The organism is Flavobacterium muglaense (assembly GCF_014305155.1).
GTDB lineage: Bacteria > Bacteroidota > Bacteroidia > Flavobacteriales > Flavobacteriaceae > Flavobacterium > Flavobacterium muglaense.
In genome coordinates this window covers 24,159-41,432 of record NZ_JACRUK010000015.1, presented here as the reverse complement: position 1 = coordinate 41,432, position 17,274 = coordinate 24,159, and the positions used below count along the sequence as shown (strand labels likewise).

Annotated in this window: 5 protein-coding genes; all 5 read left to right on the top strand. The window is 36.7% G+C overall.

The window, feature by feature from the left end:
• Positions 1–44 precede the first annotated feature (44 nt).
• The 5 genes from H8R24_RS08160 (at position 45) to H8R24_RS08140 (ending at position 17,230) form a co-directional block, all read left to right on the top strand.
• Positions 45–1,484: a nucleoside recognition domain-containing protein gene (locus tag H8R24_RS08160; protein WP_187018014.1), complete on the top strand. Its 1,440-nt coding sequence runs from the start codon at positions 45–47 to the stop codon at positions 1,482–1,484.
• A 354-nt stretch (positions 1,485–1,838) separates the two neighbouring features.
• On the top strand, positions 1,839–3,440 hold the full coding sequence (locus H8R24_RS08155; protein WP_187018013.1) for a fumarate hydratase: 1,602 nt from the start codon (positions 1,839–1,841) through the stop codon (positions 3,438–3,440).
• Positions 3,441–4,137: 697 nt separating this feature from the next.
• Positions 4,138–5,022 (top strand): tail fiber protein, encoded by an 885-nt coding sequence (locus H8R24_RS08150; protein ID WP_187018012.1) that lies wholly within the window; start codon positions 4,138–4,140, stop codon positions 5,020–5,022.
• Positions 5,023–5,031: 9 nt separating this feature from the next.
• A complete protein-coding gene (locus tag H8R24_RS08145; protein WP_225876784.1) occupies positions 5,032–13,821 on the top strand; it encodes a LamG-like jellyroll fold domain-containing protein in 8,790 nt (2,929 codons plus the stop codon).
• Positions 13,822–13,894: 73 nt separating this feature from the next.
• Positions 13,895–17,230, top strand: a complete 3,336-nt coding sequence (locus tag H8R24_RS08140; protein WP_222617381.1) for a cadherin domain-containing protein — start codon at positions 13,895–13,897, stop codon at positions 17,228–17,230.
• Positions 17,231–17,274: the final 44 nt, after the last annotated feature.

The following is a 17,274-nucleotide window of genomic DNA, read 5'->3' as shown; positions in this document are numbered from 1 at the left end:
TGTACTTTGCGGTTAAATATTTACATTTACAAAAATTATAAGTTATGGTATTGAGTAGATTTTGGTTGGTGATCTTTATTTCATCGATTGTTTTTATTGTGGTGAGTTTATTTAGCGGGAACAGTTACACGATCGATTTTGTCTTGAACGGTAAAAAAGACGATCCCATTTTGATTTCAGAAAAGTACGTGGATCAATTGCCTGCTTTTATCAAAGACAGTATTGCCAATGCTCCAGATAAAACAATGGTGATCAATAATATCACTACAAATCCTGATACTACTTATGTTTATTCGGCTAAAACAGTTAAAATTTATAGTGGTGTTCAAAAATCGGATGGTTTATTACCCACTTGCAAAAGCACTTTGCTGGATTTAATCATTCCGCTTATTGCTTATTTAGCATTTTTCTGTGGGTTGATGGAACTTTTAATTATTTCGGGAGCATCAGGTAAACTCGCTATCGTTTTGAGTCCTGTATTTGTCAAAGTGTTTCCAAGTATTCCTAAAAATCATCCCTCGATCTCGTATATGACACTGAATTTTGCTGCCAACTTCTTAGGATTAGATTCTGCGGCAACGCCTTTTGGGTTAAAAGCCATGGAGAGTTTACAGGAACTTAACCCCGAAAAGGATAGGGCCAGTGATGCCCAAATTATGTTCATGTGTTTGCATGCTTCGGGATTGACCTTAATTGCGACGTCGATCATTGGTTATCGCGCTGCCGCAAATGCTAGCAACCCTGCCGATGTGATGCTACCTTGTATTATCACTTCGTTTATTGGTACCATTGCCGCTTTTTTAATTGTGGGAATCAAACAAAAAATCAATTTTAAAAGCGCTTCTTTGGTGGTGGCTTTGATTAGTTTGATAGCCGCTATTATTGGTTTGTTGATGTACATCAATCATTTAGACTTAATAGGAAAAAATTACTTTACGGCGAATCTTTCGAGTATGATCTTGATTGTTATTATCGCGTTCACTTTGATCTTTTCATTCTATAAAGAGAAAAAATTTGCCGATGCGAATACAACCGTTTTTGATGCCTTTGTTGTAGGTGCTAACAATGGAGTGAAAACGGGAGTGGTTATTTTTCCGTATGTTTTAGGAATGTTAGTCGCTATCTCGTTGTTTAGAAACAGTGGTTTATTCGAAATAATCAGCAATTGGATCGCTTTTATTTTCTCTAATATGGGAGTGAATAAACAAATTACAGATGCTTTACCAGTGGCAATGTTGCGCCCGTTTAGTTCAGCGGGATCTCGTGGATTTTTAATTGATTCGATGAATACCTTTGGAGCCGATTCGTTAACCGGGCGCTTGAGTAGTATTTTTCAATGCAGTGCTGAGAGTACGTTCTATGTAATCGCGGTTTATTTTGGATCAGTAAATATTAAAAACACGCGTTATGCATTGCAAACAATGTTGTTAGTGGATTTAATTTGTGTGATTACAGCGATCTTTGTGGCTACTTGGTTCTTTTAATCGGTAGATCTAGTATAATTTAGTAGTTGGGTATAGGATGATACATTTATTTTCCTTTCTTTTGAGAAATAGAAAATCAAAGCGTTTATAAATTTTAAAAAAAAATACAAAATGTCAAAATACACAAAGTACATTGCAATCGCATTAGTGATTCTTTTTCTGGTAACTAGTTTATTGACCTAGTTCCTTTTTTCAAACAAACATTCAAAAGTGTTTTTACTTGCCGTTACAAGCAGTAAAAACACTTTTTTGTTTTTCTTTATAACAAAATTGATGCATTTTTATGAGAATGAGGGGTCTGAATGGTTTCTGCGACGGCAAATAATTTTTATCTTTGTAGAAAACTATAGACAAATGGACTTTATATATCAGGATCCTTATCCAATTTTAAAAGACGATACGCAATACCGTAAAATCACTTCAGATTACGTAAAAGTAGAAAAACTAGGCAATAGAGAAATTTTAACGATTGACCCCAAAGGACTAGAGTTACTTTCTCAAGAAGCGTTGAAAGATGTCTCGTTTATGTTGCGTACCGCGCACCTAGAAAAATTAAAAGCAATATTAGATGATCCAGAAGCGACGGATAATGATCGTTTTGTGGCTTACAATTTGTTGCAAAATGCTGCAGTAGCGATCGAGGGAGAATTACCATCTTGTCAAGATACGGGAACGGCAATTGTAATGGGTAAAAAAGGAGAAGATGTCTATACCGGTGTCGATGATGCCGAATGGTTATCTAAAGGGATTTTTAATACCTATCAAGAAAGAAACCTTCGTTATTCTCAAATTGTACCCATCAGTATGTTTGAAGAAAAAAACTCCGGCTCTAATCTTCCGGCTCAAATTGATATTTATGCCAAAAAAGGCGCTACTTACGAGTTCTTGTTTTTAGCCAAAGGCGGTGGATCTGCTAATAAAACCTATTTATACCAACAAACAAAATCATTGCTGAACGAAAAATCTATGGATGCTTTTGTCCGTGACAAGATTAGAGATTTAGGAACATCGGCTTGCCCTCCGTATCATTTGGCGTTCGTAATTGGTGGTACTTCTGCCGAGGCCAATTTAGCTGCTGTTAAAAAAGCATCTGCGGGCTATTTCGACCATTTGCCTACAACAGGAAACATGGCAGGTCAAGCGTTCCGTGATTTAGAATGGGAAAAAAGAGTACAGTTAATTTGCCAAGAAAGTGCCATCGGAGCGCAGTTTGGCGGAAAATATTTTACCCATGATGTACGTGTCATTCGTTTGCCTCGTCACGCGGCTTCTTGTCCAGTGGGATTAGGAGTTTCTTGTTCGGCCGATAGAAATATTAAAGGTAAAATTACCAAAGACGGTATTTTTGTAGAGCAATTGGAAGTAAATCCAAGACGTTTATTACCAGAAACCGCTCCACATTTAGAGCCAGCAGTGGAGATTGATTTGAATCAACCCATGGCTGATATCTTGAAAAAATTATCGCAATACCCTATAAAAACGCGTTTAAAACTAAACGGAACTTTGATTGTAGCTCGTGATATTGCCCATGCAAAAATCAAGGAGTTACTAGACGCGGGTCAACCGATGCCCGAATACTTTAAAAACCATCCGGTCTATTACGCAGGTCCAGCCAAAACACCAGAAGGAATGCCTTCAGGAAGTTTCGGACCTACGACTGCTGGACGTATGGATGTTTATGTTGAAGAATTCCAAAAACATGGCGGAAGCATGGTCATGCTAGCCAAAGGAAATAGAACCAAACAAGTTATGAATGCTTGTAAAACCTACGGCGGATTCTATTTAGGCTCTATCGGAGGTCCAGCCGCTATTTTAGCCAAAGAGAACATTCTATCTGTTGAGGTAGTCGATTTCCCTGAACTAGGCATGGAAGCCGTGCGTAAAATCACCATCAAAGATTTCCCTGCTTTCATTATCACAGATGATAAAGGAAATGATTTCTTTGAAAATCTATAAGCAAAGGTACTAAGTCGCTAAGGCTCTGAGGCACTAAGAATACAAGTATACAAACCGCTGTTTTGCAAATTCAATTTGTGAAATAGCGGTTTTTTTATGGAGTTTGTTCCCGCTATTCGTTTCAAGCATCGCTATTTCAAACCGTTTTTCTACGCCCCGTCAGGAGCTTCCTTTGGTCGCTCTGCCAGTGCAAGAAAAACTAGTTTTCAATACGCAATGGCTTTCCACTACTATCAGGACTAGCTGCGGTCTAGAATTAACAGTACGATTTTTCTATAGAAAATTAAATCGAAAAGATATTGTAAAGAAGAATCGCGAGCAATAATTAAAAAACAAAAATAAAGAATTGGTACGGGGTCATTATCCCAAAAAGATCAGAACAATTGCTTTCTTTTCCGCTTTTTTTATCACAATCTAACTTCCAAAAGTGTAGACAGTCACCATCAATAAGTCTTTATATCTTAAAATGAAAGCACTCTATTCAGAACCAAGAAACTTCTTTCAATTGAAATCTAGAAACTCTTTTAACAGAAATTTTTGTTAAAAAATGTCCGAATGGGCTATCGATTTGTCCGAATGGGCTAGTGGTATTCCGTCAAAAACAATTATTTTCGCGACTTAATTTAATTTTTCGCCTGCACAAAAGGGCAATAAAACGCAATAAAACCAATAAAAATAAACTTAAATTCAATTCATTATGAGAACAAAATTACTTTCATTTTTAATGTTGCTTACAGTAGCAATCAATTACGGGCAATCATCTGCAAATGTGGCTGGAATTGCTATTCAAGGAATTGCAAGAGACAATAATAACACTGCAAGAACTAGTGCAACTATAAGTTTGACATTTCGTATTTACTACGGCTCAAATGTTGCTATTTATGAAGTTACTAGAACAGTTACTACAGATGCTTTTGGTGTTTTTTCAGCAGTTTTGGAACCAGGAGAAACTAATAATATAGTGATAGCCAATACGCAGGCCTATCTAAGAATTTCAGAAGGTTCAACTACCATTTCTGATGAAAAATTAAAACAAGTGCCTTATGCCATTGCTGCTAGTAATGGTGTGCCAACAGGTTCTATTATGCCATACATAGGTACTACAGCGCCAGCTGGATGGATATTTTGTGATGGATCTTCCTTACCTGCAGATGCTTTGGGAGGGGCTGCTTTACGAGCGCTTGTTGGGGATTATGCTCCAGATTTACGAGGGATGTTTATAAGAGGTGCAGGTCAAAACGGTAATACTACTAATGCCGCAGAAATACAGCCTAACACTTTAAAAGCTGTTCAAAGTTCTGATAATAAAAGCCATAAACATGGTTCTGGTGATTTAATAAACAATAATGGAGGTAGGCATAATCATGGTTCTGCTGATAGAACCAATTTACTAGTTGTTAAGGATGGAACTACTACATCTTCCGGCTTAGATAATAGTTCAAATGAAATCAATCAAATAAACGCTCCTCAGATACCTTTTGATGGAGAACATACACATCTTATAAGCGGTTCAACTGCTAGTACAGGAGGTTCAGAAAGCCGCCCAATAAATTACGGTGTGAACTACATTATTAAATTATAAGTTATAATTATGAAAAAAATAATTATAGCTTTATTCCTAGGGCTCATCGCCACAGGACTGAGAGCACAAAATACCGAAGGGGCTAAAATAGCTCCCGTCTCTCAGGCAATCCAAAAAAACGGTTTTACCATTCAGGTAGGACTTCCTTATTTAGGACAAAATCAAAGTGCAGCTACCCGTCCAACACAACCTTGGGATCTACGTTTTCCTTGGGATGTACTGTACTTGTTTCCTACTTTTACAGAAGATTCTTTTGATGTTTCTAAAGGATATTTTGGAGATAAAATATTGATTAGTTGGGACCTCAGAAGTAATTTTGAAAAAATCAGTAGTATCAAGATCTACAAAAGAGAATACAATCTAGCACAAGACAAGCCCTATCAGTTTGTAGGTAGTGTTGCTCCTAGTGTAACCCAATACGAGGATCGTTATGCTGAGGGTAATGTCTTGTTTCAATATAAAATTGTAGCCGAAGGCGTAAGTACAATAGAAAGTTTATACAATACCTACATCACAGGTTTTGGATATCGAAATCCTACTGCTATTGTAACTGGAAATGTTAGTTACAAAGGGGGTAATCCTGTAAAAGATGTGATTGTAATGGCAAATTCGGCAGGAACAAGTGTCAATCTTGGGAGTTCCTTGTTGATCCCTGCTGCATCAAGTTTGAAAATCGAAAATACAAACAAAGCAATTACTACTGCAGTAACTTACCAAGCTTGGGTAAAACCAAAAACGGCTTACACGGATGATGCAGGAAGTGCAATAAAGTTGTTTCAATTGAAGAGCGTGGACAACAACACCATTGATGCATCGGTAAAATTAAAAGCAAGTACCAATAAGCTAGAAGTTACCATTGGAAGTAGTGTATATGTTCTTGAAAATTATTATCCGTCTGGCGGTATTAATGGTAGAGGGGATGATGTACTGATTCCGGTTACAAATTTCAATACTAGCTTTGTTCATTTTTCGGTCATTATGAAGGATGGTATTGTGCCTACTTTATTGATTAACGGTAGAGCCATAACAACAGCATACAAAGATCTTGTTAATTCAAAGTTAACTGGAATTGATGCGAGCTATACTGCACCTTACTTTAATGTTACTATTCCAACGGCAACCAATACTTTAAAAATTGGTGGTGCAGATACACAATGGAAAAACATTTATGCCGGTGGTGGAAGAGATGCTTATCTGGATGAAATTAGAGTTTGGAAAGCTGGATTGGAAACACAACAAATGCGCACCGATTATTCTCGTTATATCAGTGGGAACGATTCTCGTTTAGTAGCTTATTTAAGAGCCAATGAGAAAGTAGGTCAATTTGCCTATGATTTATCACGTGACGGATTTAACTACAATAAAAACCACGGAAAACTTGGTAACTCTGGTACTGAGGTTACATGGGCTAGTGGCTCAGGAGAATTCCCAACAACGAGTCAGCTGGGTGTTTTAGGGGTTACGGATGTAAATGGAAACTATGAGATAAGTTCTATTCCTTACTCAGGTACTGGTGAATCGTTTACCATAACGCCTTTATACGGGCAGCATAAATTTGAACCAGGACAACAATTGGTGTTTTTAGGGCAAGGTTCTGAAGTAGTTAATAAAATCAATTTTATTGATAATTCTTCTTTTAGTTTCAAAGGGACAATAGTTTATGACACAAAAGGGGTATTCCCGGTGCTTACAAAAAATAATGTAGCAGGCCCTGGAATTTTAGATGATGGGTATAATTTTTATACAAAAGGGAGCGAGAAATTCTCAAAAGGAGAGTATTGGTTAAACAATAATGGCACTCCTGCTGATATTACGGACGATTACTTAGATAAGTATGCCAGGATTTATACCGCAGGTGCTAATGTGTATATCGATGGAAACATTGTTTTGGATGCCAATAGTATACCAGTAGTTTCTGATGATGCTGGTTATTTTGATATCAGTGTTCCTATTGGAAACCATTATATCACCGTAAAAAAAGACGGTCATGAGTTTACCTACAACGGACGATTCCCTGCAGCATCAACCAAAGAATTCTTTGAAGATTCAAACGAAGCGGTTGTATTTGTTGATAACACTCGTGTTACCGTAATAGGAAAAGTGGTTGGTGGATCTATAGAAGCCGCTAAAAAAGCTGGTTTTGGAGAAGCTGGTCTTAAAACGCTATCCGTAACAGATGCGAGTGGCAATTCAAAAACGATTGACGTTAGTACTCGAAACAATATTGGAGTAGCTTCATTTACTTTAGGATACAAACCCTTAGGAGGTGATGTGACAGCGTCTACTATGGCTGAATTCAAAACCAATCCAACTTCGGGAGAATATCGCGTGTCTCTTTTACCGTTGCAATATGAGTTGAAAGCAGCAGATTTAACAATCACTTCAGATTCTGATATTAAATTGATAAGTGCAACTGAAACGTTTAATTTCTCGAAAGTAGAAGCAACTACTAAACCTGTTTTTACCTACACAGACAATAAAATCGAAAAAACTTTGGAGGGGAAACCATACCATTACGAAAAAAGTTTTGTGTACAGGTCTACTCCGGTACTAAAAGTAATAGAGCAAACTTCGGATAAAAAAGTAACAGTCAATGGCGTTAGTGTCGAGACTACAAATTTTCAAATTGAAGACCCTAAAGATGTAGCAAAGAAAATCGCAGTAAAAGTTTATACGCAATTTAGTCCTTATTCTATTGTGTTAAGTCGTTTTGAGCGCTATACGAACAATGATGTCACGAACAATCCTGTAGTAGTACAAGTACCCGTTAGTGATGGGGAATTAATTAAAAATAATAATTTGGCTTTAATCAACTCTGAAACGGTGGTTGTAGATCCAAATGACGCAAGTAAATTAACTTATACTTTTCAAGCTGGACTGCCATCAGTTGCATCGCCTTTTACCATTAGTAGTAGTTTAAAATACCGAATTAATGAGAAGGATTATGAGGTGGAAGGCTATGAACCGCTTGGTATTATTTTAGGAGGTAAGTCGGATGGTAGCCAAACGTTTGTAACAGCGGCACCAGATATTCCAGAAATCGTTTTAAGAGATCCTCCTGGTACTAATAGTTTTGCATCTATTGAAAAGGGAGAAAGTATTTCTTTTACCTCTGAAAATTCTATGACACATTCTGAAGGGTTTACCAATGAACTTAAAATAATGTCAGGAGTGAATTTTAAAGCAGGGGGTGGATTAGCAGGGCCCGTAATAGAGGCTGAAAATCTTAATAATATTACCTTAGGTATTGGACTGACTCACTCTTCAACTGATGGGAAAAGCTTAACGAAAACCTATACTTTTAACCAAACTATTTCAACTAGTGATGATCCTGATTATGTAGGTTCTATGGGGGATTTGTATATTGGAAATTCCAAAAATCAATTTTACGGTTCTTTTGATGATGTAAAGCCATCTACAACAAAACCTACGAAAACTGTTAATGGGGTTAAAGAAGAATTAACACCTGGGGAATATCTTGAATTAGGACCTACTGAATCACCTTTATACATCAGCAAGCAAAAAGCAGTGTATTTTGTTGATGAACCGTCAGAGACCTTTTTTATCTATTCACAAAAACACATTTTGGAGACTTTAATTCCAGAGTACGAATTGTTTATTACCAACATAGATAATGGTTCTTTGATACCCGGAAAAGACGGTACTTTAACCAAAGCGCAATATCTGGAAAGAATTCGTTTGTGGAAGAAGTTAATTTTGGACAATGAGTTAAATAAGTATTTGGCCAAAAACAATCGTACAGACTATAAAGCGAAGGCAACCAACGTACTTACTGAATTTAACAGTTCAATTAACAATGAAATTAACGATGGCGATGTAGGAGCTGCAGGTATTGCAAGCCTAAAAAACAAATTGGACGAGTCTAAAAAAACGAGTGATTTGTTAAACAAATATTTCCAAAAAAACATCTCTTTTGATTCAGGTGTTGGAGAATATTCTCAGAGTGTTGAAACGAGTGTTGTAAACACAACCGCTACAGAATATAATTTAACTATAGATGAAAGTTTAGCTCTAAATTTAGGTTTTAGTCTAAATGGTCTTGGTTTTGTAAACAATACTTCTGGTGTATTTCAACAAGATATTAATTCTTCTCTTACTGAAGAATCAACTCAAACAACAACCATTAGTTATACTTTGAAAGATAACGACCAAGCTAACTTTTTGAGTGTCGATGTTGTTAATGCCTTTGATGGAAATGGTCCAATCTTTATCACGCAAGGAGGTAGAACATCTTGTCCGTATGAAGGAGCAGAAGAATCTTTGTTTTATTGCAATGGTGTTTTCAAAGATTACGTTGCCGCTACTATTGCTATTGACAAAAGGATCGCAGCTAAACAAAGTGAAATAAATGCTAAGCAAAGTGAAATAGATAAAAATAGAGGTAATGATTCTGTTTCTCTGGCTAAAAAAGCAAGAAATATAGGGGAATTAAATGTATTAATACAGAGTAGACAAACCATACTGACTGAAAAATCAAATCTTGACGCAGCCTTTTCAAGCTTTTCAAGTACGACTTCAGATTGTTCAGATGGTAATACTGTCGCACAATTAAGTTATGCTACGCAAAAAGTAGAAGTACCTGTTTTAAAAGTGACAGTTGCTGACATTAGTAATGTAACCGAAGGTAGAAATGCTGAGTATGAATTGATATTAGAAAATCAAAGTGCTGCAGGGATTGATGCTGATTACAAATTGGTGGTTGATAATACAACAAACCCGGATAATGCGATTATCAACATCGCGCCAAACGGGACAATTGTTCGTGTACCTTACGGAAAAATAATTACCTATAAATTGACCTTAGGGAAATCTATTTCGGATGTGTACGATTATAACGATATAAAAATCAGATTAGAGTCGCTTTGCGATGGTGAAGACGTAAGTTCAGAAGTTGCTATTTCTGCGAGCTTTGTTCCATCTTGTTCAATTGTACTTGTAAACGCACCTTTGAGCAATTGGGTTTATAATAGAGAAGTAGCCTATAATACGGATGGATCCACTAAACCGTTACAAGTAAAATTGAACGGATACAGTACTAAATTCAAGAGTTTTAAAAAGATCGATCTAGAATATCGATTGGCAACTGCTTCTAACTGGACACGCCTGCAAACCTATTATGGAACACAAGCGTTTTATGATGCAGCAGTACTGGCTGGTGAAACGGGTATTAAATTAATCGGTACAGATGTAGTTTTAAACTATGCATTTGATATCGCTGCCTTGAAATTAATTGATGGAAAATATGAAATTCGTGCTAGAAGTACCTGTACTAATGATACCGAATTCATTTCTGATATTACAACGGGTAGAGTCGATTTGAATGCGCCATTGCGTTTTGGAACACCCTTGCCTATCAATGGAATTCTAGGATCAGGTGAAGATTTGAAAGTGTTCTTTAACGAACCTATTTTCTACAATTCGGCCGTCTCTACTATTGAAATTAAAGGACAAACCAATCAATTAGAAATTGATCACAATGTATCGTTACGTTTTGATGGTGCTACAAATGAAGCCGTAATCAACAGTCCACGAATTACAACAGGAGATTTAGCTTTTGAATTCTGGATGAAAAACAGTACGACTGCAACAGCAGCAACTATTATTGCTCAAAAAGAAGGAGTAAATATTAAGTTAGCCAATGGTTCAGTGTATTTTGAATTGGGCGGTTTAACTGCTAATGGTGGTATTGCCAATGATGGTTTGTTTCATCATTATACCTTTACCCATAAAAACAATAGTGGTACGCTTCGTATCTATCAAGATGATAAAGAAATTGGAGCTAGTACAGGGGTAAGCAATGTACAGTTTTCAAATAATAATGCGTTAACTATTGGTGGAAACACCTTTATAGGGAATATGCATGACCTACGTTTATGGACCAAAGATATCAATCTAGATGAGGCTTACGCCAAAATGTATTTGAAGCTTATAGGAAATGAAGCTAATCTAGTTGGATATTGGCCAATGGACGAAGGTAGGGGAACTATAGCTAATGACAAAGCACGATACAAACATGCTATTGTTAAAGAAGCATGGGACATCAAGCCTAAGGGAACTTCGTATGAGTTTGCAAACAGTCAACATTTAAAGTTAGACAAAGTTGGCTCTGTGCAGTTAACTAAAGAGATGGACGCTACGGTTTCTTTCTGGATGAAAACGGGTGTTTCGCAAGAAGCCACTTTGTTCTCTAACGGAAAAGGAGACGGTACTGATCTAAAACAATCCAATGGTTTTAGTAATAAATGGGCGATCAACTTGAAAGCTACAGGTAAATTAACCTTGGAGACAGAAGGAAATTCGTATGAATTAGCAAGTCAAAACATGGCCGACAATACGTGGCACCATGTAACCCTGTTATTCAATAGATTGGGTTCGTTACGTACGTATGTAGATGCTGTTGCTGTTTCGTCAAATCCAATGGTTAATATTGGTGGTTTCTCTGGAAACAAGGTTTGGTTAGGAGCACGTGGTGCAACCGATCTTGCAGGTGTCGAAACAGTAGATCGCGCGTATGCAGGTAAACTAGATGAATTCCAGTTATGGAATACCTTGCGTAACGTAGAGCAAATCAGTCGTGATCGTTACAATGAAATTAGCGCGGAGAGTATCGGATTGATGCTGTATGCAAAAATGAACGAGCCAGATCCAAAAACGGCAAATGGCCCTCGTTATTATCATGTAGAAAAAGGTGCAGCTGGTTTCCCAGATAATGCTGTTTTAAGTACAGGAACAGTTAAATATTCTGATGATGTGCCGCCAGTTAAGCCAGAGCGAACATTGATCAAATTTCAAGTGAACAATGTGGTTAATCAAGATCAAATGATTTTAGAACCAGTGATAACAGATTGGGCTTCATTAGAAGGTCAAATTATTGATATTACAGTCGACAAAATGTTTGATAGTGCCAATAACATGCAACAGTCGCCAATAACGTGGACTGCTTATGTAAAACGCAACGAAGTAAGCTGGTATGCCGAAGGCTACAACGAGATTGTTGATATTGTTAAAAAATCAGGAGAAGAAAAAACTTTTGAAATTACATTGTTGAACAAAGGAGGAAAAGGACAGCCTTTTGCTATTAGTAACCTACCAAAATGGTTGACTTTGAGCAAAACTTCTGGTACGATTTCACCGGCTAGTAAAGTAATCATTACTGCTACGATTGACAAAGAACTGACTCCTGGAGAATATCTAGAAAACCTGTATTTGAAAACAGATTTTGGATACGACGAAAAAATGCAAATTAAGCTAAGAGTACTGGGACAGGAACCAAGCTGGACCGTAAACCCAACGGATTTCAAGTACAGTATGAATATTGTAGGTCGAATTAAAGTAGATGGCAAGTTCTCTGAAGATACGTATGATCGAATAGCTGCTTTTTCAAATGGAGCTGTACGAGGAAGTACTAAGTTAGTCTACAATGCGTCTTACAAGGAATACTTCGTGTTTTTAACAGTGTATAGTAATTCTACTAGTGGTGAGAATATCGACTTTAAAATTTGGGATGCTTCACAAGGAGCAATTCTAATAGCAAACATGAATGCGAAAGCGTCCATTGCATTTGAAGAAAATGAAATATTTGGTAAGCTTAGCGCGCCTGTTATTTTTGAAAACTCTGCCGTAGTAGAGCAAAAAATCAATCTTAATACAGGTTGGACTTGGGTATCGATGAACGTGAATGATCCTAATTTTGCCAATCTTAATACATTGACTAGTGGATTGAAATTAGAAACTTCTGATCGTATGTTGACCAATTCGCCAGCGCGTTTGGAAACCTACTTTAAAAATGAAGCGATACCTGCGAATAGTGGTTGGTCTGGTACTATTTCGGCTAATGGTGGTTTAACTAATTTTAAAATGGTCAAGATGTACTTAACACATGAGCAATCGTTGACTATTAAAGGAACTGCTATTGATGTTGTTAACTGGAGTTTCCCATTGCAAGAAAAATGGAACTGGCTTCCGTATACTTTAGGAGGAAACCAGCAAACAAATGAAGCTTTAGCGTATTTTGATGCCACAGATGGGGATGTGATTAAATCACAAAACTTGTTTGCTATTTATGATCCGCTTATTGGATGGAACGGTACCCTTAATTACTTAGAAGCAGGAAAAGGATACATGGTGAAATCTACGAAAGCACAAACGTTTAAATATCCATCTTATTTAGCAAGTACGAGTAAAATCAAAACGGCTAACAAGGTGGACAATACAAATGACCTTAGTCAAGAACCTATTAAAGCTGAGTTTAAGCAGTACCCAGACAACATGAACGCTGTGGTTTTATTACCTACAGGATACAATGAATTGTTTGTGTATGATGCTCGAGGAGTTTTGAAAGGATCGGCGGCTACTCAATCTGTAAATGATAGTAAACTGAGTTTTATAACGGTTTACGGAGATACGGAGGAAGAGCTAGCTTTCTATATTGGAAACGGAATGAGTACTAAGAAAACGTCTAAGAAATTTACTTTTAAAGGTAACGATGTATTAGGTACAATTTCGAAACCGATCCTATTAGAAGAAATGACAGAGGGTGTAAGTATTTATCCTAGTCCATTTGATAATGAAATAACGATTAAAGCTAATGCAGTTAAAGATCAAAATATTAGTATCCGACTGTATTCATTATCAGGTAAATTAGTTTTAGATGAAAAACAAAATGTTCTGAAGGGGGAAAATGTACTAAAAATCCAACCAACAGTTGTATCTGGTGTTTATGTAATTCAAATTACAATCAATGGAGAAACCATCACTCATAAAGTGATGAAAAACTAGCATTAAATCAGTTTAGATTCCAAAACACCTTTTTAGGTGTTTTGGCAATTTAAATCAATTTAAAATTTAAACTATGAAAAATTTTATATACAGTACCATCGTACTGTTTCTTATAAGTTTTAACACTTTTGGTCAGGCTCCTTCTTGGACGGTGAATGAAAATAATTTTCAATACACCATGACTTTTGTTGGATCTTTAAACATTGATGGAGTTCGATTAGCCAATGGGAATGATAAAGTAGCCGCATTTGTAAATGGAGAATGTCGCGGTGTAACTAATTTGATCTATGTGGCTACCGAAAATAAGTACTATGCTTACCTAACGGTTTCTTCGAATACAAATAATGAAACCATAAGTTTTAAAATGTATGATTCGGCAAATAATGCCGTTAAAGATGTTTTTAAAACAGCAATTTTCACATCCAATGCCAATTTTGGAAACCTGTCTCAAACCTATATTTTCTCAAACAATGCTTTGCGTCAAGGTGCAGATCTTTTAGACGTAGGTTTTGTTGGCGTGACTCGCAATGACATAACCATTGTAGGTAATAAAGTAACACTGTATCTTAATCCAGGACAAACGGTAACAGCATTAAATACTATTTTTACAAGCAGTCCTGGGGCTACTGTGTATATCGGAAATTCACAACAGACTTCGGGTTCAAATAGTTTGAATTTTAGTAGTCCGATTGTTTTTAAAGTTTATTCGGAAGATCTAACTGTTGTGAAAGAATGGACTGTGGCGGTGCAATTGCCCACCTATCCTGTAACCTTACCGACTGTTTTTACTTTGTCAAAATTAACGATTAACGAAAATCAAGCAGTTGGAACTGTAGTAGGCGATTTTAATGTATTGATCGAGGACAGAGTTGTTTCGGATCTTTCCCTTGTGGCTGGAGATGGTGGTTTTGATAATGCTTCATTTGAGATTATCGGGAATAAACTGAAGGTGAAAAGCATCTTCGATTTTGAAACCAAGAGTATCTATAAAATACGTGTTCAAGGGGTTAGTAATCGTAAAGAAGTAATAGAAAAGACTTTTGAAATAACAGTTCTAGACGATTTGTTACCTACGGTTTTTACTTTATCTAAATCAACTATTGAGGAAAACAAACCTGTGGGAACTGTTGTAGGTGACTTTACGGTAGTTAAGGAAGATCGAACAGCATTTGCCTTGACATTAGTTGACGGTGCAGGCGGTGAGGATAATGCTTCATTCGAAATCATAGGAAATAGTTTGAAGGTAAAGAGTATTTTTGACTTCGAAGCTAAAAGTAGTTACAAAATTCGCGTGCAAGCAGTAAGCAGCCGTGGAGATGTTTTAGAGCAAAATTTCACAATAACGGTTCTAGACGATCTGTTACCTACGGTTTTTATTTTGTCTAAATCAACTATTGAGGAGAACAAACCTGTGGGGACTGTTGTAGGTGACTTTAAGGTGCTTAAGGAAGATCGAACAGCATTTGCCTTGACATTGGTTGACGGTGCAGGCGGTGAGGATAATGCTTCATTCGAAATCATAGGAAATAGTTTGAAGGTGAAGAGCATTTTTGACTTCGAAACTAAAAATATTTATAAAATTCGCGTGCAAGCAGTAAGCAGCCGTGGAGATGTTTTAGAGCAAAATTTTACAATAACAGTGCTAGACGATCTGTTACCTACGGTTTTTACTTTATCTAAATCAACTATTGACGAAAACAAACCTGTGGGAACTGTTGTGGGTGATTTTACGGTGATTAAGGAAGATAGAAATGCATTTGTACTGACTTTAATCGAAGGTGTGGGTGCAGATGATAATGCTTCTTTTGAAATTACAGGGAATAGTTTGAAAGTGAAGAGCGTTTTTGACTTTGAAGCAAAAAGTATTTACAAAATTCGCGTACAAGCAGTAAGCAGTCGTGGAGATGTTTTAGAGCAACCTTTTACCATCACGGTACTAGATGATAAATTGCCTACGGTTTTTACTTTGTCAAAATTAACTATTGACGAAAACCAACCCGTTGCAACTGTAGTGGGTGATTTTACGGTGATTAAGGAAGATAGAAATGCATTTGTACTGACTTTAATCGAAGGTGTGGGTGCAGATGACAATGCTTCTTTTGAAATTACAGGGAATAGTTTGAAAGTGAAGAGCGTTTTTGACTTTGAAGCAAAAAGTATTTACAAAATTCGCGTACAAGCAGTAAGCAGTCGTGGAGATGTTTTAGAGCAACCTTTTACCATCACGGTACTAGATGATAAATTGCCAACGATTTTCACCCTGTCTAAAGCAAACATTGACGAAAACCAGCCTGTCGCTACTGTAGTGGGTGATTTTACGGTTATTAAGGAAAACCGTACTGTTTTTACCTTAACATTGGTTGATGGCCAGGACGGAGAGGATAATGCCTCATTCGAAATCACAGGAAATAGCTTGAAGTCTAAAGAAATGTTTGATTTTGAAACTAAAAACAGTTACAAAATTCGTGTAAAGGCACAAAACAACTTAGGCGAAATACTGTTTGCTACCTATGTTATTGCTATTAATGACATCAATGACACCCCTGTTTTAATCACAATAAGCAATGATAAAATCAATGAAAACACTGCTGCGGGTACTGTTATAGGAACATTAAAGACCAAGGATCAAGATAAGGATACTAGCATATACCGTTTTTTTATAAGCGGTACTGATTATTTGAACTTTGATCTTGTAGGTGATCAGTTGGTGTTAAAGAAAAGTTTGGATTTCGAAAAGCAAAATGTTTTTAATTTTGATCTTATTAGTAACGATCAAAGAGGAGGAGAAGTAACTGAGAAAATGACGATTTACGCCCTAGACGTAAACGAAAATCCAGTTATTATTAAAAATGTAGGATCAAATACAGTAGATTTTGTTTTTTCTGGATTATCTAATGCTGCTGTTGTCGTTGGCAAGGTAGAAGCAACAGATGTGGATGCAAATAGCGTCCTAAGTTGGGAAATAAATCCGAGTCAGCAAGTTCCTTTTACCATTACTAAAGACGGAATCATAAGCTTTGATGGTTCAATTGATCCTAACAACAAAACGAGCTATAGTTTTACCGTTAAAGTAACAGATAATGGAACTCCTAAACTGTCTGATACTGTTATTGTAAACATAACTATTGAGTTTACTGTTGATGATACTTTGATGTACAACAATCTGGTTTCGCCAAACGGGGATGGTCACAACGATCGTTTACTCATCAATAACTTGCACTTGTACAGCGATTATGTTTTGACAATTTACAATTCAAAGGGGCAAATAGTCCTAACCACTAGCGATTATAAAAATGACTGGATGGGTAATGGCTTAGCCGAAGGAGAGTATTATTTGTATTTTACAGGAAAAGACCCAAGCAACAAAGAACGTGTTTACAAAGAGCTTGTTAGGCTGGTTTACAATTAATGTAACAACCCCTAACGACCATAAGTTAAACGTTGTAAATGATC